Origin of the sequence: Pseudooceanicola nanhaiensis DSM 18065, from assembly GCF_000688295.1 — a bacterium.
GTDB lineage: Bacteria > Pseudomonadota > Alphaproteobacteria > Rhodobacterales > Rhodobacteraceae > Pseudooceanicola > Pseudooceanicola nanhaiensis.
In genome coordinates this window covers 273,514-289,656 of the sequence record NZ_JHZF01000011.1, presented here as the reverse complement: position 1 = coordinate 289,656, position 16,143 = coordinate 273,514, and the positions used below count along the sequence as shown (strand labels likewise).

Here is a 16,143-nt window from a genome sequence, read left to right as displayed (position 1 = left end):
GAAGGAACGCGAAAATGAGCGAAGATTTGAACGCGGCCGCGGCCATGCTCAACGAGAAACTGGACGGCGGCTTCGACGGCGTCGCGAAATTCGTCATCACCGGCGAAGGCGCGATCATGGTCGACCAGAGCGGCGCCCGGGTCGGCGACGAGGAGGCAGAGGTGACGCTCACCGCGGATGCGGAGACCTTCAAGGACATGATGTCGGGCGAGCTGAACCCGACCTCGGCCTTCATGACCGGCAAGCTGTCGGTGGACGGCGACATGGGCAAGGCCATGGCGCTCGGCTCGGCCCTGGGCTGACCGGATCGCCCGCGTGGAAGCCGCCCCGTTCTTCTCGGACGTCGACGACGGACCCGAAGGGGGCCGCGCCCTCTGGGTGACGGCCGCGGACGGGGTGCGCATCCGCGTCGGCGCATGGCCGGCGGACGGGGCGCGGGGGACCGTGCTCCTCTTCCCCGGGCGCACCGAGTATATCGAGAAATACGGCCGCGCCGCCCGCGATCTCGCGGCACGCGGCTATGCCACGGCGGCGGTGGACTGGCGCGGCCAGGGCATTGCGGACCGGCTGGTGAAGGCGCCGCTGAAGGGGCATGTCGGGGCCTTCTCCGACTATCAGCTCGACGTGCAGGCGATGCGCGCCGCGGTGGCCGAGATGGGCCTGCCGCGCCCCTTCTTCCTCATCGGCCATTCGATGGGCGGCTGCATCGGCCTGCGCGCGCTGCACGAGGGGCTGCCGGTGGATGCCGCGGCCTTCACCGGTCCGATGTGGGGCATCGCCATTCCCCCGGCGATGCGCCCCGTGGCGCGCGTGCTCTCCTCCGTCGGGACCGCGCTCGGCTTCGGCAACGCCTATGCGCCCGGCACGGTCCGGAACGCCTACGTGCTGGTGGAACCGTTCGAGGGCAACAATCTCACCAAGGACCGGGGCATGTACGATTACATGATCCGGCAGACCAGGGCCCATATGGACGTCGCCCTGGCAGGCCCGACGCTGCGCTGGCTGCGCGAGGCGCTGGCCGAAACCGCCGCGCTGGCGTCGATGCCCGCCCCTGATGTGCCCTGCATCGCCTTCGTCGGCAGCGACGAGGCCATCGTCGACGTGCCCGCGATCGAGGCGCAGATGGCGAAATGGCCCGGCGGGCGGCTGGTCCGGGTGCAGGCGGGTGATCACGAGGTGATGATGGACACGCCCGAGACCCGGGCCCGCCTCTTCGATGCGATCACCGCGCATTTCGACGCCCATAACGCGGCGCGGCGCACCACGGCCGCACGGGCCTAGCGGGCGCAACGCCGCCCCCCCCTCGGGCTCCGGCGGCCTCAATCCTCGGACCGCCCCCCGCCCTCGCGGTTCCGGTCGTACTGCCGGGCGAGCGGGACGTCCGGCAGCCAGCCCTCCCGGCGGATCACCCAGGTCTCGTAGGTCGGCACCAGCTGATCGGGTGCGTCGAGCGTGCCGAGATGGACCTCCACCTCGTCGCCGCTCCGCGCGAAGACCGGCGAGCCGCAGCGCGGGCAGAAATGACGGCCCTCGTATTGTCCCGTCACGCCCTCGACGCGCAGGGCCGCCTCGGGGAAGACCGCCGCCGCGTAGAACAGCGCCCCGTGGTGCTTGCGGCAGTCGAGGCAATGGCAGAGCCCCACGCGGTAGGGCTCTCCTTCCGCCACCAGCCGCACCGCGCCGCAACGGCATCCGCCCGAATAGGTTCGCATCCCCGCCTCCTCACTCATCCGGCCATGGGCAGCGCGCGCCAGCCCGGGCTCCAGGCCGCTCGCCGCGACGCCCTTCCCGCTTCATCTTTCCCGAAATACTCCGGGGGTGTGGGGGCTGGCCCCCACTGTCGCGCGGACCCCGCCCGCACAACCGCAGGCCCGGAGCGTGCCCGGCTGTCATCGCGCCCTGAGCCCGTCGATGAAGATGTCGATCAGCCGCAGCACCCGCGCCTCCCAGCCCGGTTCGGGCGGGCTGGCATGGCAGAGCCCGTAGATCGTCGAGAGCAGGTCCTCGACCTCGGCATCCGCGCGCAGCGCGCCATCGGCGATCCCGGCCGAGATCAGCCCGCCGACCGCCGCCTTCATCTGCACCTGCGATTCGTCGTACATCGCCCGGGATGCATCCGTCGGCACCACAGCCAGCGCGCCCAGAAGGCCCCGCTTGGTCGCCACCAGGCCGATCAGCGCATGGGTCCATGCCCTCAGGTCCGCGACCCGGTCGCCGCTGTCCAGATCCCCGGCCAGCGCGATCAGCTGCTCCACCTCGTGCCGGTAGACCGCCTGGAAGAGCGCCTCGCGCGTCGGGAAGTTGCGGTAGAGCGTGCCGATCCCCACGCCCGCGGCCCTTGCGACGGCCTCCAGGCTCGCCTCCGGCCCGCCGCGGCCCAGCACCTCCTTGGCCGCCTCGACCAGTCTCCGGCGGTTCCTCAGCGCATCCGCGCGCGGCTTTCGGCGGGCCTCTGCCATGACGTCCGAACGTCCCCCTTGCTAAACGGAGGGTGCCTCCGTATATTCCTTACCCGAGGGCAGGACACGAAGTCCCTCTTTCTGCCCCCGGCCGATACCTGACGGGCTTTCGCCGCGCACGCCCCGAAATCCCGAAATCCCACGACGATTCAATCCGAATGTAAGCCAATGGAGGATGCATGTCCCACGCCATCAGCCTGACCGTCAACGGCGAGGCACGGGCGGTAACGCTCGACGACCCGCGGGTGACCCTGCTCGACCTCTTGCGCGAGCGCATGGCCCTGCCCGGCACCAAGAAAGGCTGCGACCGCGGCCAGTGCGGCGCCTGCACGGTGCTGATCGACAACCGGCGGGTCAACGCCTGCCTGACCCTCGCCGTCACCCTCGACGGCGCCGAAGTCACCACCATCGAGGGCCTCGCCACCGGCGACACGCTGCACCCGGTGCAGGCGGCCTTCATCGACCATGACGGCTTTCAGTGCGGCTATTGCACGCCGGGTCAGATCATGTCGGCCGTCGGTCTCATCTCGGAGGGCCATGCCGGCGACGACCCCGAGCGCATCCGCGAGGGGATGAGCGGCAACCTCTGCCGCTGCGCCGCCTATCACGGGATCACCGAGGCGGTGCTCGACGCCACCCGCCGGATGGCGGACGCCGACACCGCCTCGGACGCGGACGAAAGGGCCAGCGCATGAACCTCTTCGACTACATCCGCCCCGCCTCCCTGGACGAGGCGCTCTCGGCCTGGGAGCCCGGCGCGGCCTGGCTCGGCGGCGGGACCAACCTCGTCGACCTGATGAAGACCGGGGCCATGGCGCCGGGGAAGGTGATCGACGTGACCCGCCTGCCCGGGCTCGACGGGATCGAGAGCCTGCCGGACGGCAGCACCCGGATCGGGGCGCTGGTGAGGAATTCCACCCTCGCCCACGATCCCGACTTCGCCGCCGATTTCCCGATGGTGGCCGAGGCCATCCTCTCCGGCGCCTCGGGCCAGCTCCGCAACGCGGCGACCGTCGGCGGCAACCTCGTCCAGCGCACCCGCTGCGCCTATTTCCAGGATCCCTGGAGCCCCTGCAACCGCCGCGACCCGGGCACGGGCTGCGCCGCCATCGGCGGCGAGACCCACAACCACGCGGTGATCGGCTGGTCGGACAGGTGCATCGCGACGAACCCCTCGGATTTCGCCGTCCCCCTCGCGGCGCTCGACGCGGTGGTCGAGGTGGCGGGTCCCTCGGGCCAGCGCGAGATCGCCATGGCCGCGTTCCACCACCTGCCCGGCGACACGCCGGAGACCGAGACGGCCCTCGCCCCCGGAGAGCTGATCGTCGCGATCCGCCTGCCCGCCGGGGCCAGGGCGTTCAGGGCCAACAGCCGCTATCTCAAGGTGCGCGAGCGGACCTCCTTCGCCTTCGCGCTGGCCTCCTGCGCCGCCTCGCTCCGGATCGAGGACGGCACGATCGCCGAGGCCCGCTTCGCCCTTGGCGCGGTGGCCGCGAAACCCTGGCGGGTGGCCGAGGCCGAGGCGATGCTGACAGCTCAGCCCCCCGGCGCCGCGCTCTTCTCGCAGGCGGCCGAGCGCGCCCTGCAAGATGCCGCCCCCTCGGGCGAGAACGCCTGGAAGATCGACCTCGCCCGCCGCACCGCCACCCGCGCGCTGGCGCTGGCCGCCGCCGGAACACCCGCGCGGATGCCCGCCCTGCCCGCCTCGACCTTCGGAGAGCCCGCCCATGCCTGACGTCATCATGCCCAGGTTCGGCTCGAACTCCGGCCAGCCGACCACCCGCCGCGACGGGATCGCCAAGGTCACCGGCACCGCGACCTTCGCCGCCGACAACCAACCGGACCGGATGCTGCACGCGGTCTACGCCCCGGCCACCATCGCGCGCGGCAGGGTCACGGCGCTCGACACCGAAGCGGCGCTCGCCCATCCCGGCGTCGTCGCGGTCTATACCCCGTGGAACCGGCCCCCGCTCGCGGGCGATCCCGATGCGAAACCCTTCATGTTCGCCTTCCGCTTCGAGGCTTTGCAAAGTGACGAAGTGAGATATTCAAACCAGCCCGTCGCCTTCGTCGTCGCCGAAAGCCTCGAGGCCGCGACCGAGGGCGCGCGCCTGCTGAAGCCGCAATACGAGGCGCAGCCCGCCCGCGTCGGACTGGACGGAAACGAGCCCTTCAAGCCCAAGGGCGACGCGCCCTTCGGCCTGCCCAGGGATTTCGAACACGGCGACGTTGCCGCCGGGCACGCGGCGGCGGACCAGGCGCTCGACGCCACCTACGAGACGGCCGAGAATTACCACAACGCGATGGAGAGCCACTGCCTCGTCGCCGAATGGAAGGACGGCAAGCTCGAACTCGACATCCCGACCCAGGCCGTCGTGCTGACCCGCGGCGCCTACGCCTATTACTTCGGCATCGCGCCCGGGGACATCACCATCCGCAGCCCCTATCTCGGCGGCGGTTTCGGTTCCAAGGCGATCGCCAACGGCCCCCAGATCCTCGCCATCATGGCGGCGCGGGAGCTGGGGCGCCCGGTGAAGCTGATGTTCCGGCGCGACCAGATGTTCGGGCCGACCGGGCACCGGGGCGCGACGCGCCAGCGGATCCGGATCGGGATCGACGGCGACGCGCGTATGACCGTGCTGGATCACGAGTCGCTGGCGACGACCTCCTCGTTCGACGATTTCATCGAGCCCGCCGCCTATGCCTCGCAGGGGCTCTACAATGCCGGCGCCCTCCGTTCGGCCTTCGAGGCGGTGCGGGTGGACACCGGCACGCCCGGCCCGGTGCGCGCACCGGGCGAAGCCTCGGGGTCCGCCGCGCTGGAAAGCGCGATGGACGAAATGGCCGAGAAGGCCGGGATCGACCCGCTGGACTTCCGCCTCCGGAACTATGCAGAGACCGAGCCGGGAACCGGAAAGCCCTATTCCTCCAAGGCCTTGCGGGAATGCTACGCCGAAGGTGCCAAGCGCTTCGGCTGGGAGGGCCGGCCGCTCGAGCCGCGCCGGATGCAGGACGCGGACGGAAAGCTTGTCGGCTGGGGCATGGGCACCGCGCTATTCGGCGCGCCGATGTTCGCGGCCGAGGCGCGTGCGACGCTCCTGCCCGACGGCACCGGCCTGATCGAGACCGCCGCCGCCGACATGGGCCAGGGCGCCTGGACGGCGCTGGCGCAGATCGGGGCGTATGCGCTCGGCCTGCCGCTCGACAGGGTGGAGTTCCGCTCGGGCCATTCCGACCTGCCGGACGGCGGCGTGGCGGGCGGCTCGGGCCACACCGCGACCGCCGGCGGCGCGCTGCATGCGGCCGGCGGCGACGCGGTGGCGAAGCTGGCCGGGATCGCCTCGGCCGACCCCGACAGCCCGCTCTTCGGCACCGGCAACACCGGCGTCGTGGCGCGGGACGGCTGGCTCGTTGCGGAAGAGGACGACAGCCGGCGCGATAGCTTCGCCGACATCATCGCCCGGAACGGCGGCGCGGCGGTCGTGGGCACCGGCAAGGCCGCCCGCCCGCCCGAGGACGCCGCGCGGCACGCGATGTATTCGCACGGCGCGGTCTTCGCCGAGGTGAAGGTGGACCCGGAGCTCTTCCAGGTCCGCGTGACCCGCATGGTCGGGGCCTTCGCGGCAGGGCGGATCATCAATCCCCGGCTGGCCGAGAGCCAGCTCATGGGCGGGATGATCTGGGGGATCTCCTTCGCGCTGCACGAGGAGGCGCTTTTCGACAAGCGCACCGGGCGGATCGTGAACGGCGATTTCGCGGGGTACCACATCCCGGTGAATGCCGACGTGACCGGGCTCGAGGTGCTGACGGTCCACGAGGACGACCCTTACGTGAACCCGATCGGCGTGAAGGGCGTGGGCGAGATCGGCATCTCCGGCTCGGTCGGCGCCATCGCCAACGCGATCTGGCATGCGACCGGGACACGTGTCCGGCGCTTCCCGATCCGGATCGAGGACCTGTTGGCCGGGGCCTGACCCCGGATGCCCGCGGCGGCGGGGTATTCCGTCGCCGCGGGCTTTGCAAACCGACGTCGGCCGCTTTGCAAAGATGTCCGCCCTGCCCTCTTCCCGCCGCTGCGCGCGCCGGAGACGGGTCAGTCGGCAAAGACCTCCTGCCGCTGCGTGCCGAGCCCCTCGACCGCCAGTTCCATGACGTCGCCCGCCTTGAGGAAGACCGGCGGCTTCATCCCCATGCCGACGCCCGGGGGCGTCCCGGTGGCGATCACGTCGCCGGGCTCCAGCCGCATCATCTGGCTGAGGTAGGAGATCACATGCGCCACCCCGAAGATCATCGAGGCGGTGGAGCCGGTCTGCCGCCGCTCCCCGTTCACGTCGCAGGTCAGCGCCAGCGCCTGCGGGTCCCCGACCTCGTCCGGCGTGACGACCCAGGGGCCGACGGGGCCGAAGGTGTCGCAGCTCTTGCCCTTGGTCCATTGCCCGCCCCGCTCGGACTGGAAGGCGCGTTCGGAGACATCGTTGACGATGGTGTAGCCGGCGACGTGGGACAAAGCCTCGGCCTCGCTCACGTATTTCGCGGTCTTGCCGATGACGACGCCCAGCTCGACCTCCCAGTCGCCCTTGGTGGCCCCGCGCGGCAGGTGGACGGGATCGTTCGGGCCGATGATGGCAGAGGTCGCCTTCATGAAGACGATCGGCTCTGCGGGGATCGGCATCCCGGCCTCGGCGGCGTGGTCGGAGTAATTGAGGCCGATGCAGATCATCTTGCCGATCCGCGCCACCGGCACGCCGAGGCGGGGGCTGCCCTCGACCAGCGGCAGGGTGTCGATGTCGAAGGCGGGCGGGGCGGCCAGGACCTCTCCGGTCAGGTCAGGAAGAACGCCCGAGAGGTCGCGGATGCGGCCCTCCGCGTCCAGAACGCCGGGCTTCTCCGCCCCGATCTCGCCGTAGCGCAGGAATTTCATGGGTCCCTCCCTTGGTTTGCGCGGCGAGGGTTGCCGAAGGGGGCGGGAAGCGCAAGGGGGCGCGGCATGCCGTGTTCGGGCGGCGTCCGGCGCGCGGCCACGGCCTGCCTGACGCCTGCGCCGAAGCGGGGTGGCGAGGGGAAGGGTGCATGCGGCCGCGCACCCTGCCGGGGCCGAGGGGCGGGCGCCCGGGACCGCGGGGGAAGCCGGACTTGAGCCCGGCCGAGGCCGATGATCCGTCGCCTGCGCGCGGCCCCGGGGTTGAGGCGCCCCCTTCCCCGCCTTATCTCTGCCTCAACCAGAACCGAAAGGACCCTGCCCATGCTCACCCTGCCCTTCCCCCTTCGCGACGCCAACGCCAGTTCCGGGGGCAAGAACCTGGGTGACCTGCCGGAATGGGACCTGTCGGACCTCTACACCGCGCCCGATGCGGCCGAGGTGAAGCGTGACCTCGACTGGCTGGAGGAGGCCTGCCGCTCCTTCGCGGCCGATTACGAGGGCAAGCTCGACACGCTCGACGCCCCCGCCTTCCTCGACTGCGTGAAGCGGAACGAGCGGATCCAGTCGGTCGCCGGGCGGATCATGTCCTACGCGGGCCTGCGCTATTACCAGCTGACCACCGACGCGGGCCGGGCGAAGTTCATGTCCGACATGCAGGACAGGATCACCACCTTCACCACGCCGCTCGTGTTCTTCACGCTCGAGCTCAACCGGCTGCCCGACAACCATCTCGACACGCTCTTTGCCGAGAACCCGGACCTCGCCCGCTACAAGCCGGTCTTCGACCGCATCCGGGCGATGAAGCCCTACCAGCTCTCGGACGAGCTGGAGAAGTTCCTGCACGACCTCGGCGTGGTCGGCGACGCCTGGGAGAAGCTCTTCGACGAGACCATCGCCGGGCTGACCTTCCACGTGAACGGCGAAGAGCTGAACATCGAGGGCACGCTGAACCTGCTGACCGAACAGGACCGCGACCTGCGAGAGGCCGCGGCACGCGAACTGGCCGCCGTCTTCGCCGAGAACATCCGCACCTTCGCCCGGGTCCACAACACCCAGGCCAAGGAGAAGGAGGTCATCGACCGCTGGCGGGGCATGCCCTCGGCCCAGACCGCGCGGCACCTGTCGAACCATGTCGAACCCGAGGTGGTCGAGGCGCTGCGCAACGCGGTGGTGGACGCCTACCCCAAGCTGTCGCACCGTTATTACGAGCTGAAGCGGAAATGGCTGGGGCTCGACCGGATGCAGGTCTGGGACCGCAACGCGCCGCTGCCCGCGCAAGAGACCCGGACGGTCAACTGGACCGAGGCCCGCGAGACGGTGATGAACGCCTATGGCGCATTCGACCCCCGCATGGCCGAGATCGCGACGCCCTTCTTCGACAAGGGCTGGATCGACGCGGGCGTGAAGCCCGGCAAGGCCCCGGGCGCCTTCGCCCATCCCACCGTGACCGACGTGCATCCCTACGTGATGCTCAACTACCTCGGCAAACCGCGCGACGTGATGACCCTGGCGCATGAGCTGGGACACGGCGTCCACCAGGTGCTGGCGGCGGACCAGGGCGAGATGCTGTCCTCCACGCCCCTGACGCTGGCCGAGACGGCTTCGGTCTTCGGCGAGATGCTGACCTTCCGCCGCCTTCTCGACAACGCCAGGGACGATGCAGAGAAGAAGACGCTGCTGGCCGGCAAGGTCGAGGACATGATCAACACGGTCGTGCGCCAGATCGCCTTCTACGATTTCGAATGCAAGCTGCACGAGGCCCGGCGCGGCGGGGAACTGACCCCCGACGACATCAACGCGCTCTGGATGTCGGTTCAGGCCGAAAGCCTCGGGCCGGCATTCGACTTCATGGAGGGCTACGAGACCTTCTGGGCCTATATCCCGCACTTCATCCATTCGCCCTTCTACGTCTACGCCTATGCCTTCGGCGACGGGCTGGTGAACGCGCTCTACGCGGTCTACCGGGAGAGCCCCGAAGGCTTCCAGGACAAGTATTTCGAGATGCTCAAGGCGGGCGGCTCGAAGCACCACAAGGAGCTGCTCGCGCCCTTCGGGCTCGACGCCTCGGATCCGGCGTTCTGGGACAAGGGGCTGTCGATGATCTCGGACATGATCGACGAGCTCGAGGCGATGGAGGGCTGACAGGTGGCGCAGCGTTCCCTCAAGACCCGAGGGCATCGCTTCCTCGTCAAGGCCCGCAGGACATTGCCGCCGGGGACCCGCGTGGTCCTCGGCATCATCCTGATCTGCCTGGGCTTTCTCGGCTTCCTGCCGATCCTCGGCTTCTGGATGATCCCGCTCGGCGCGGCATTGGCCTGGCTTGACGTCGGCCCCTGGTGGCGGGGACTGAAGGCCCGTCGCAGCCGGCGGGCGGCGCCCGAAGACGCGCCGTCGGAGTAGGGCCCGGCAGCCCTAGACGCCGGGCGCCTGCGCGGCGGATGCGTCCGAGATCGCGTCGAACCAGCTCCGGTCGCGCTCGTATCCCAGTGAGATCAGGATGTCGTGCAGCACCGGGAAACGGGTGAACTGCTCGACGATCCGTGCCCGGTGTTCGGGCGCGCGCCATTTCGCGATCCGCCCGGCCTCGAGCGGGCGAAGACCGTTGAGCGCACGGTCGAGCTCGGCCGTCACGCCCTGTTCGGTGAAGGCGCGGAAGTCGCCTTCGAACCGCAGGCCGAAGTCGCGGGCCAGGAGGTCCTGCACCGCCTCGGGGTGGGCCACCAGATCTTCATACTTCAGGTAGAATATCCCCTGCGGAAAGAGACCGGAGCGCGCGGTCTCGAGGATGGCCTTGTGCACCTGCAGGAAACCGGGCGCGGTCAGCGTGGGCGCCCGGTCGGGATAGATGTGGTAGCATCGGTCGGCCCCGTAGAAATACTCCCCCGGGACCGCGCGGTGCCGGCTGGTCAGGATGTCCCGCGGGTCGCGCAGCGTGACGATCAGGTCGAGTCGTTTCCGCCCGGCAAAGGCGGCGGCGATCCGGGGCATCTGGAGAATGTCGAAGGGCCGCTTGGTGCAGGCGTTGCCCGGGCGGTTCAGACAGCTCACCGCGCTGGTCTCGCCCTCCGGTAGATGGAAATCGCGCAGGCAGTGGCGCAGCATGTTGTAGAAGAGCGTGCTTCCGGCACGCCCCTGCCCTGCGATGACGAGATGCCGATCCGACATGTGAACTCCCCGAGAGTGACCCCGGGGAGGAAATAGGCAGCGCGGTTTTCGTGGTGTTTAACGCGAGCGGGCCGGCACGACCATGCGCGCCGGCCCCCTGTGCATGGCCTCAGGCCGTGGCCATCATGCCCTTCTCGCTCGCAAGGTCGCGCATCCGCTTCTGCAGCTTCTCGAAGGCGCGCACCTCGATCTGGCGGATCCGCTCGCGGCTCACGCCGTAATCGGCCGACAGGTCCTCGAGCGTGATGTTCTCTTCGGACAGCCGGCGTTTGGTCAGGATGTCCCGCTCACGATCGTTCAGGACGTCCATCGCCTCGACCAGCAGCTCGCGCCGCGCGTCGAGCTCGTCGCGCTCGGCGTAATCGTCCGCCTGGTTGGCGTCCTCGTCCTCGAGCCAGTCCTGCCATTGCATGGAGCTCTCGCCCTCGGTCCCGACCTGCGCGTTGAGCGAGGCATCCCCGCCCGACATCCGCCGGTTCATCGAGATCACCTCGTCCTCGGTCACGCCAAGATCGTTGGCGATCTGCTTGACGTTCTCCGGGCGCAGATCGCCCTCTTCCAGCGCGCCGATGCGGGCCTTGGCCTTGCGGAGGTTGAAGAAAAGCTTCTTCTGCGCCGAGGTCGTGCCAAGTTTCACGAGACTCCACGACCGCAGGATGTATTCCTGGATCGAGGCGCGGATCCACCACATCGCGTAGGTGGCGAGGCGGAAGCCCTTCTCGGGATCGAAGCGTTTCACCGCCTGCATCAGGCCCACGTTGGCCTCCGAGATCACCTCGGCCTGCGGCAGACCGTAGCCGCGGTAGCCCATGGCGATCTTCGCGGCGAGCCGCAGGTGGCTGGTGACGAGCTGGTGCGCGGCCGAGGTGTCCTGATCCTCGACCCAGCGTTTCGCCAGCATGTATTCCTCTTCCGGTTCCAGCAGCGGAAACTTCCGGATTTCCTGAAGATAGCGGTTCAGACCGCCTTCCGGCGTCGGGGCCGGCAGATTTGCGTAGTTGCTCACACCCTGTCCTTTTCATCCCTGGCGCCCAATGTTTATGGGCTTAACATCCAGATAGGTAGGCGACGGCAGGCGTTCAAGAACCCTGCGTCCTGATTCATAACGGCCCAACGTCGAACTTCCGACGGTAGTTTCGAAAAGTTACCGCCATCTCACGCGGAAGTGTGTGAGCGGTAACGGAATGCGATCTTTCATCCCCTGAGCGCGTCGAGCAGCGCCTGCATGTCGGCGGGCATGTCGGCCTCGAACCGGAGCGCCTGCCCGCTGCGGGGATGGACGAAGCCCAGGATCGCCGCGTGCAGCGCCTGGCGGGGAAAATCCTCGGCGCCGCGCAGCGCCGCCTCGCTCAGCCGGCCCGCGGCCAGGCGCTTGCGGCCGCCATACACCGGGTCACCGATCAGGCCGTGGCCGGTATAGGCCATGTGCACCCGGATCTGGTGCGTGCGCCCGGTCTCGAGCCGGCATTCCAGCAGCGCGGCCGAGGTGCCGAAGGGCTCCAGCACCCGCGCCCGCGTGACAGCGCGGCGTCCGCCCGCCCACATGACCGCCTGTTTCTGGCGGTCGAAGCGGTGGCGTCCCAGTTCGGTCGCGATCCGCATCACCGCGCCGGGCTCGAAACTCACGCCCCGCAGGCCGCGCAGCCGGGGCTCTCCGGCATCCGGGACCCCGTGGCAGAGCGCGAGATAGGCACGTTCCACCGAGTGGTCGGCGAATTGCGCGGCCAGCCCGTGATGGGCGAGGTCGGTCTTGGCGACGACCAGCAGGCCGCTCGTCTCCTTGTCGATGCGGTGCACGATACCCGGCCGCCGCTCGCCCCCGATCCCGGCGAGGCTGTCGCCGCAATGCGCGAGCAGCGCATTCACCAGCGTGCCGTCGGGCGAGCCCGGCGCGGGGTGCACGACCATCCCGGCGGGCTTCATCACCACGATCAGGTCGTCGTCCTCGTGGCGGATGTCGAGCGGGATCGCCTCGGGCGCCAGCGTGACCTCGGCGGCGGGCTCCAGCGTGATCTCGACCTCGTCACCCTCGGCCACCTTCGCCTTGGGATCGGCGGCGACGCTGCCCGCCACGCGCACCGCCCCCTCGGCGATCAGCCGGGCCAGCCGGGTGCGCGAGAGGGATGCGGCCTCTGGCACATCGCGGGCCAGCGCCTTATCAAGGCGGGCGGGCGGATCGGCGGCGATCCGGAAGGTAAGGGTGTCGTTCATGGCCAATTCCGAGGACCCGGTGCCGGAACCGGCCAACCTGCGTTTCCTGCGGCTGCTGGTGACGGTCCTGACCGGCGTGATGCTGGCTGGGCTGATACTCATCATCGCGCTGATTGTCATCCGTTTCCGCGACACCGCCCCGCCGCTGCCCGCCGACATCACGCTGCCCGACGGCGCGACGCCGACGGCCGTGACCCTGGCCGAGGGCATGGTGCTGGTGGTGAGCGCGGACGGGCGCCTCTTCGTCTACGACCGCGTCACGGGCCGGCTGAAACAGACCCTGGACCTCGCGGAATGAGCCGGCGGCTCCTCTACATCTGCCCCGAATACCCGCCTTCCCGCGCCACCGGCGCGATCCGGGCCGCCCGCTTCGCCGCGCATCTGCCCGCCCATGGCTGGGCGCCGGTGATCCTGACGCTGCGCGACGGCACGCCCGAGGTCCTGACAGGCGCGCCCGCCCCGGAGGCCGCGGCCACGGCGCCGGTCCGCCGCGTGCCCCTGCCGCTCGACCCCGAACCGAACGTGGATCCGCCGTTCCATTCCGAATGGCTGCCCTTCGGCGAGGCGCTGGCGCAGGTGCCCCGGATGATCCGCGCGGGCCATGCGGCGATCCGGGCCCATGCGCCCGACGCGATCATGGTGAACGCGCCCCCGAACGCCTTCTGCCTCGCCGCCGGGCGGCTGGCGCGGGCCCATGGCCTGCCGCTCGTCATCGACCACCGCGACCCGTGGATGCCCTGCGACCAGCGCGGGCCCCGCCGCCCGGTCTGGACCCGGGCGCTGGAAGGGCCGGCCGAACGGCGCCTGATGCGACAGGCGGCGGCGGTCATCCTGAACACCGAACGCGCACGCGACGCCTACCGCGCATGGTATCCCGAGCTGTCGCCCGCGCGTTTCCACGCGATCCGCAACGCCATCTCGGGCGCCATCTTCGCAAGTCCGCCGATGGCGCCCTTCCCCGTCTTCACCCTGCTCTATCCCGGCAGCTTCGGGCCCTACGTCTCGGCCACCCCGATCGTGGAACTGGCGCGCGAACTGGCCCGCCGCGGCCTCGGACCCGACCGGGTGCGCCTCGTGCTGACCGCCCAGCCCCGCGGCGGCCCGGACCCCGATGAGCCCGCGGCGCAGCTGATCCGGGTGATCGACCGGATCCCGCAGGCGGGCATGGGCGCGCTGATGCAATCGGCGGACATGCTGCTGGCCGTCTCGCAGCGCTCGACCCTGCGGCTGCCGCTCAAGACCTTCGACATCCTGCAGTCGAGCCGGCCGGTGATCCTCTTCGAACAGGTTCCGAACCCGGAGCTGCAGGCGCTCTACGCCGCCGCGGGCGCCGGAGAGGTGCTGCGCGCGGACGAGATCGCCCGCGCCGCCGACATCGTCGAGCAGACCATGGCGCATGGCCGCCAGCCCGACCGGCCGCGGAATCCCGATGCGCTTGCCCCCCTGCGGATCGAGGCGGCGACGGAGCGCCTCGCGGCGATCCTCGACGGCATCGTCTGAGGTGAGGTCCGGTCCGGGTCTGGGTCTGGGTCTGGGGGGAGATGGTACCGCCTCCCTGGCTTGAACAGGGGACCTCTGGATCCACAATCCAGCGCTCTAACCAACTGAGCTAAGGCGGCACGTGGGGGGCGATTTAGCCCCCCGCGCCGGTGATTGCAAGAGGGTTGGCGCGGCTCTCTCGCACTGACCGAAAGGCAATCGCCGCGACGGGTCTACTTCAGCTGCACCGTGTCGCTCTGGAGCATGATGCGAGGCTGCAGGCAGACCTTGGCGAGCCCGAGCGCCTCGCCCGTCAAGGTCAGCGCGTCGGACAGGGTGATGAGCAGCGGCGCCAGCGTGCCCTGCACCAGCGTCACCAGCCCGCCCACCTCGTACCACGTCGTCTGCAGGTAGGCGCCGAATGGCGAGACCGGGTCGACCAGCGCCGGGATCCCGGCGGCGACCTTCGTGTCGAGAAAGAGGAAGATGCGCGCCCCGTCCCCCGGCCGGCAATCCGCGCTGCTGTCGAGCGCGAAGCGGTCCGAGAGCGCGAACGGCCCCGGATCGCCGAGCAGCGCCGAGAGGTTGGACAGAATCAGCGCCATCTCGACCGTCACGTCGGCGTCGAATTCGATCGGGCAGTCGGAATAGAGCGCCACGTTGCGCAGGCTGCGCGGCCCCTCGATCCTGAGCACCTCCTGCGGGTCGCAGCGCACGCGGTAGCTCTCTCCGGCGCGCAGCTCGTAGGTCGAGAAGAGCGCGGCCTCCAGCACGTTCGGGGCGGCCCGGGCGAGAGAGACGATGTCGGCGGACAGGTTGCGTGCCTGCCATGTCGTGTCCGTGAGTGGCGTCTCGCCGAAGCCCACCAGGTTCAAGAGCCCGTCCGTGGACAGGCTGTCGGTCGAGGTGCCGGTGTCGAGCCCGGCGACGCGGGCCAGCAGGCCGTCGACGAACTCCGCCGCCTGCAGCGTCATCCACGTCTCACCGATCCCGTAGCTGGCCGTCTTGCATCACCGATTCAATCAATCGGGCAAGGCAATTTCAGCCAAGTCCTTGTCCCACCTCACCTCCACCAGATCGTGCCCGTAATTGTGCACCGGACAGCGCGGACCCCGCCGCCAGCCCTCGCGCGCATAAAGGGCGCAGGCGGCCGCGTGGCTTTCGTGGGTCCAGAGCCGCATCCGGGTGCAGCCCTGCGCCCTCGCGAAGCCTTCAGCCGCGGCCAGCATTCGCGGCGCGAGCCCGCTGCCGCGCCAGTCCGGCAGGATCAGCAAAAGGCGCACCTGGCCGGTGTCGTCATCGAGGCGGGTCGAGAAGATCGAGCCGACGCGCGCCTGTGCCACCTCGGCCACGAAGCCACGTTCGCGCGGGTCGGCCCGGTCGAGCAGCTGCTGCGCGGCGTCGCGCGCCACCGCGCCGAAGGTCTCATCGAACCCCGCCTCCTGCGCGTAGAGCCGGTGGTGGGTGGCCACCAGCCAGTCGAGGTCGGCGCGGATGAAGGGGCGGATCGCGGGACCGGTCATGGCGCGATCCCACCCCCTGCACGCTTGCATTTCAACCCCGTGCGGCGTATCTGGCTCGGCCATTCGTAGAGGAAGCAAACCATGGGCATCGACACCGAACGCGACATCGAGGCGAACCTCCAGATCGGGCCGACCGATCAGGGCATGGTGCGGCTGTTCATCGACGCGGGCAGCATCGAGATCCCGATGGATTTCGAACCGGACGAGGCGCTCGAGATCGCGGAAGAGATCAAGGCCGCCGCCGACGCGGCCCGGAAGAACGGCGCCCGCAAGGGCAAGCGCCGGTAACGGGCGAGCGCCGCAGGTCCCGGGCCCCGGGAAAGACCGGAGTGCCTCGCGGGCACGCAGGAGGGCCGGGGTCAAACCCGGCCTGCATCTTTTCGGG

18 protein-coding genes and 1 tRNA gene are annotated in these 16,143 nt (G+C 69.9%); 10 read left to right on the top strand and 9 right to left on the bottom strand.

Annotation, left to right across the window (positions count from 1 at the left end; genetic code table 11):
* Positions 1 to 14: 14 nt before the first annotated feature.
* Both Q344_RS0102325 and Q344_RS0102320 read left to right on the top strand, forming a co-directional pair.
* Positions 15 to 302 (top strand): SCP2 sterol-binding domain-containing protein, encoded by a 288-nt coding sequence (locus Q344_RS0102325; protein WP_028285235.1) that lies wholly within the window; start codon positions 15 to 17, stop codon positions 300 to 302.
* Positions 303 to 315: 13 nt separating this feature from the next.
* Positions 316 to 1,281: an alpha/beta hydrolase gene (locus Q344_RS0102320; protein WP_028285234.1), complete on the top strand. Its 966-nt coding sequence runs from the start codon at positions 316 to 318 to the stop codon at positions 1,279 to 1,281.
* Between the two features lie 38 nt (positions 1,282 to 1,319).
* Here the strand turns inward: Q344_RS0102320 and Q344_RS0102315 are convergent, their stop codons facing one another.
* Both Q344_RS0102315 and Q344_RS0102310 read right to left on the bottom strand, forming a co-directional pair.
* Entirely contained in the window at positions 1,320 to 1,712 is a 393-nt protein-coding gene (locus Q344_RS0102315) for a GFA family protein (RefSeq protein WP_028285233.1), read from the bottom strand.
* A 177-nt stretch (positions 1,713 to 1,889) separates the two neighbouring features.
* Positions 1,890 to 2,459 carry a TetR/AcrR family transcriptional regulator gene (locus tag Q344_RS0102310; protein WP_028285232.1) on the bottom strand — a complete coding sequence of 190 codons (570 nt, stop codon included), beginning with the start codon at positions 2,457 to 2,459 and terminating at the stop codon, positions 1,890 to 1,892.
* A gap of 179 nt (positions 2,460 to 2,638) precedes the next feature.
* On the opposite strand from Q344_RS0102310, the gene Q344_RS0102305 reads away from it, so the two are divergent.
* The 3 genes from Q344_RS0102305 to Q344_RS0102295 are packed head-to-tail and all read left to right on the top strand — an operon-like array spanning position 2,639 to position 6,433.
* Positions 2,639 to 3,154: a (2Fe-2S)-binding protein gene (locus tag Q344_RS0102305; RefSeq protein WP_028285231.1), complete on the top strand. Its 516-nt coding sequence runs from the start codon at positions 2,639 to 2,641 to the stop codon at positions 3,152 to 3,154.
* The gene (locus tag Q344_RS0102300) at positions 3,151 to 4,194 is read left to right on the top strand and encodes an FAD binding domain-containing protein (protein ID WP_028285230.1); all 1,044 of its coding nucleotides are present in this window, start codon (positions 3,151 to 3,153) and stop codon (positions 4,192 to 4,194) included. The genes Q344_RS0102305 and Q344_RS0102300 overlap by 4 nt, the downstream gene beginning before the upstream one ends.
* Entirely contained in the window at positions 4,187 to 6,433 is a 2,247-nt protein-coding gene (locus Q344_RS0102295; RefSeq protein ID WP_028285229.1) for a xanthine dehydrogenase family protein molybdopterin-binding subunit, read from the top strand. Before Q344_RS0102300 ends, Q344_RS0102295 begins: the two co-directional genes overlap by 8 nt.
* 119 nt (positions 6,434 to 6,552) lie before the next feature.
* On the opposite strand, the gene Q344_RS0102290 is transcribed toward Q344_RS0102295, so the two are convergent.
* Positions 6,553 to 7,380, bottom strand: coding sequence for a fumarylacetoacetate hydrolase family protein (locus Q344_RS0102290; protein WP_028285228.1), 828 nt, complete (start codon positions 7,378 to 7,380; stop codon positions 6,553 to 6,555).
* A gap of 321 nt (positions 7,381 to 7,701) precedes the next feature.
* Here Q344_RS0102290 and Q344_RS0102285 point away from each other — a divergent pair, with 321 nt between their 5' ends.
* The gene (locus Q344_RS0102285; protein WP_028285227.1) at positions 7,702 to 9,522 is read left to right on the top strand and encodes a M3 family oligoendopeptidase; all 1,821 of its coding nucleotides are present in this window, start codon (positions 7,702 to 7,704) and stop codon (positions 9,520 to 9,522) included.
* A gap of 3 nt (positions 9,523 to 9,525) precedes the next feature.
* Positions 9,526 to 9,780, top strand: a complete 255-nt coding sequence (locus Q344_RS0102280; RefSeq protein WP_028285226.1) for a hypothetical protein — start codon at positions 9,526 to 9,528, stop codon at positions 9,778 to 9,780.
* Positions 9,781 to 9,792: 12 nt separating this feature from the next.
* Here Q344_RS0102280 and Q344_RS0102275 read toward each other — a convergent pair whose 3' ends face one another.
* The 3 genes from Q344_RS0102275 to Q344_RS0102265 all read right to left on the bottom strand — a co-directional run bounded on the left by Q344_RS0102275 (position 9,793) and on the right by Q344_RS0102265 (position 12,756).
* The gene (locus Q344_RS0102275) at positions 9,793 to 10,545 is read right to left on the bottom strand and encodes a sulfotransferase family protein (protein ID WP_028285225.1); all 753 of its coding nucleotides are present in this window, start codon (positions 10,543 to 10,545) and stop codon (positions 9,793 to 9,795) included.
* Between the two features lie 109 nt (positions 10,546 to 10,654).
* Positions 10,655 to 11,551: an RNA polymerase sigma factor RpoH gene (rpoH, locus tag Q344_RS0102270; protein ID WP_028285224.1), complete on the bottom strand. Its 897-nt coding sequence runs from the start codon at positions 11,549 to 11,551 to the stop codon at positions 10,655 to 10,657.
* Between the two features lie 188 nt (positions 11,552 to 11,739).
* Positions 11,740 to 12,756, bottom strand: coding sequence for an RluA family pseudouridine synthase (locus Q344_RS0102265; RefSeq protein WP_028285223.1), 1,017 nt, complete (start codon positions 12,754 to 12,756; stop codon positions 11,740 to 11,742).
* Between Q344_RS0102265 and Q344_RS0102260 the strand changes: the two genes are divergently transcribed.
* Together Q344_RS0102260 and Q344_RS0102255 are read left to right on the top strand one after the other, a co-directional pair.
* The gene (locus tag Q344_RS0102260; RefSeq protein WP_028285222.1) at positions 12,755 to 13,054 is read left to right on the top strand and encodes a DUF6476 family protein; all 300 of its coding nucleotides are present in this window, start codon (positions 12,755 to 12,757) and stop codon (positions 13,052 to 13,054) included. The two genes, Q344_RS0102265 and Q344_RS0102260, sit on opposite strands and share 2 nt — an antisense overlap.
* The gene (locus tag Q344_RS0102255) at positions 13,051 to 14,256 is read left to right on the top strand and encodes a glycosyltransferase (RefSeq protein ID WP_028285221.1); all 1,206 of its coding nucleotides are present in this window, start codon (positions 13,051 to 13,053) and stop codon (positions 14,254 to 14,256) included. The genes Q344_RS0102260 and Q344_RS0102255 overlap by 4 nt, the downstream gene beginning before the upstream one ends.
* Before the next feature lie 42 nt (positions 14,257 to 14,298).
* On the opposite strand, the gene Q344_RS0102250 is transcribed toward Q344_RS0102255, so the two are convergent.
* The 3 genes from Q344_RS0102250 to Q344_RS0102240 form a co-directional block, all read right to left on the bottom strand.
* A tRNA-His gene (locus tag Q344_RS0102250) sits at positions 14,299 to 14,375 on the bottom strand.
* Positions 14,376 to 14,468: 93 nt separating this feature from the next.
* Complete coding sequence (locus Q344_RS0102245; protein WP_028285220.1) at positions 14,469 to 15,209, bottom strand: hypothetical protein; 741 nt, start codon at positions 15,207 to 15,209, stop codon at positions 14,469 to 14,471.
* A gap of 48 nt (positions 15,210 to 15,257) precedes the next feature.
* Positions 15,258 to 15,758: a GNAT family N-acetyltransferase gene (locus tag Q344_RS0102240; protein WP_028285219.1), complete on the bottom strand. Its 501-nt coding sequence runs from the start codon at positions 15,756 to 15,758 to the stop codon at positions 15,258 to 15,260.
* A gap of 81 nt (positions 15,759 to 15,839) precedes the next feature.
* On the opposite strand from Q344_RS0102240, the gene Q344_RS0102235 reads away from it, so the two are divergent.
* Complete coding sequence (locus tag Q344_RS0102235; protein WP_028285218.1) at positions 15,840 to 16,046, top strand: DUF6324 family protein; 207 nt, start codon at positions 15,840 to 15,842, stop codon at positions 16,044 to 16,046.
* Positions 16,047 to 16,143: the final 97 nt, after the last annotated feature.

Excerpts from the sequence above, each read along its gene's own strand:
- Q344_RS0102325 (WP_028285235.1), top strand. The coding sequence starts at position 15 with ATGAGCGAAGATTTGAACGCGGCCGCGGCCATGCTCAACGAGAAACTG.
- Q344_RS0102315 (WP_028285233.1), bottom strand. The coding sequence starts at position 1,712 with ATGCGAACCTATTCGGGCGGATGCCGTTGCGGCGCGGTGCGGCTGGTG.
- Q344_RS0102310 (WP_028285232.1), bottom strand. The coding sequence starts at position 2,459 with ATGGCAGAGGCCCGCCGAAAGCCGCGCGCGGATGCGCTGAGGAACCGC.
- Q344_RS0102305 (WP_028285231.1), top strand. The coding sequence starts at position 2,639 with ATGTCCCACGCCATCAGCCTGACCGTCAACGGCGAGGCACGGGCGGTA.
- Q344_RS0102300 (WP_028285230.1), top strand. The coding sequence starts at position 3,151 with ATGAACCTCTTCGACTACATCCGCCCCGCCTCCCTGGACGAGGCGCTC.
- Q344_RS0102295 (WP_028285229.1), top strand. The coding sequence starts at position 4,187 with ATGCCTGACGTCATCATGCCCAGGTTCGGCTCGAACTCCGGCCAGCCG.
- Q344_RS0102290 (WP_028285228.1), bottom strand. The coding sequence starts at position 7,380 with ATGAAATTCCTGCGCTACGGCGAGATCGGGGCGGAGAAGCCCGGCGTT.
- Q344_RS0102285 (WP_028285227.1), top strand. The coding sequence starts at position 7,702 with ATGCTCACCCTGCCCTTCCCCCTTCGCGACGCCAACGCCAGTTCCGGG.
- Q344_RS0102275 (WP_028285225.1), bottom strand. The coding sequence starts at position 10,545 with ATGTCGGATCGGCATCTCGTCATCGCAGGGCAGGGGCGTGCCGGAAGC.
- Q344_RS0102260 (WP_028285222.1), top strand. The coding sequence starts at position 12,755 with ATGGCCAATTCCGAGGACCCGGTGCCGGAACCGGCCAACCTGCGTTTC.
- Q344_RS0102265 (WP_028285223.1), bottom strand. The coding sequence starts at position 12,756 with ATGAACGACACCCTTACCTTCCGGATCGCCGCCGATCCGCCCGCCCGC.
- Q344_RS0102255 (WP_028285221.1), top strand. The coding sequence starts at position 13,051 with ATGAGCCGGCGGCTCCTCTACATCTGCCCCGAATACCCGCCTTCCCGC.
- Q344_RS0102245 (WP_028285220.1), bottom strand. The coding sequence starts at position 15,209 with ATGACGCTGCAGGCGGCGGAGTTCGTCGACGGCCTGCTGGCCCGCGTC.
- Q344_RS0102240 (WP_028285219.1), bottom strand. The coding sequence starts at position 15,758 with ATGACCGGTCCCGCGATCCGCCCCTTCATCCGCGCCGACCTCGACTGG.
- Q344_RS0102235 (WP_028285218.1), top strand. The coding sequence starts at position 15,840 with ATGGGCATCGACACCGAACGCGACATCGAGGCGAACCTCCAGATCGGG.